This is a genomic window from Bacillus sp. LR--39, assembly GCF_053613335.1.
In genome coordinates this window covers 1-516 of sequence record NZ_JBSIOT010001611.1, presented here as the reverse complement: position 1 = coordinate 516, position 516 = coordinate 1, and the positions used below count along the sequence as shown (strand labels likewise).

Here is a 516-nt window from a genome sequence, read left to right as displayed (position 1 = left end):
TAAGACCAAGAACGAAACTCCTGTAAAAGGCAAATGAGGATACATGCTTTACATCATCATATTTTTTCTCCCCGAACAAATGGGAGATTGATGTACCGCTGCCCATGCCAATCAAGTTGCCTAGCGCCATAATGATTGCAAATAACGGCAAGGTTAATGCGAGTGCGGTTAATATGGCGGTATTGTGGAGTGTACCAAGGAAAAAGGCATTTAGAATGGAATATATGACACTCATTGATGTACCTAGCATCATCGGTATAGCGAAGTGAGCAACAGCTTTTGCGATCGGTGCTTTTTCAAAATAATAGAGGTTTTCTGTATCCATTATATTTCACTTCTTTCTTGTTTATATTTAATCTAACACTGTTAGTTTGAGTCTTACAGTGTTAGATGGTATCATCATTTTATAAACCTGTAAAGAGAAACTTACACTGTTAGATAAAAGGACGGATAATATGAAAAAGCAGCAGCCTCAGATTTCAGAGGAAAAGATTTTAGAAACCTCGTGGGAACTTC

The 516-nt window shown here is 37.6% G+C and carries 1 protein-coding gene; it reads right to left on the bottom strand.

From position 1 onward, the window contains the following. The coding region (locus ACWHAR_RS32080) for an MATE family efflux transporter (protein ID WP_452089049.1) at positions 1-325 on the bottom strand (325 nt) is incomplete at its 3' end. Positions 326-516: the final 191 nt, after the last annotated feature.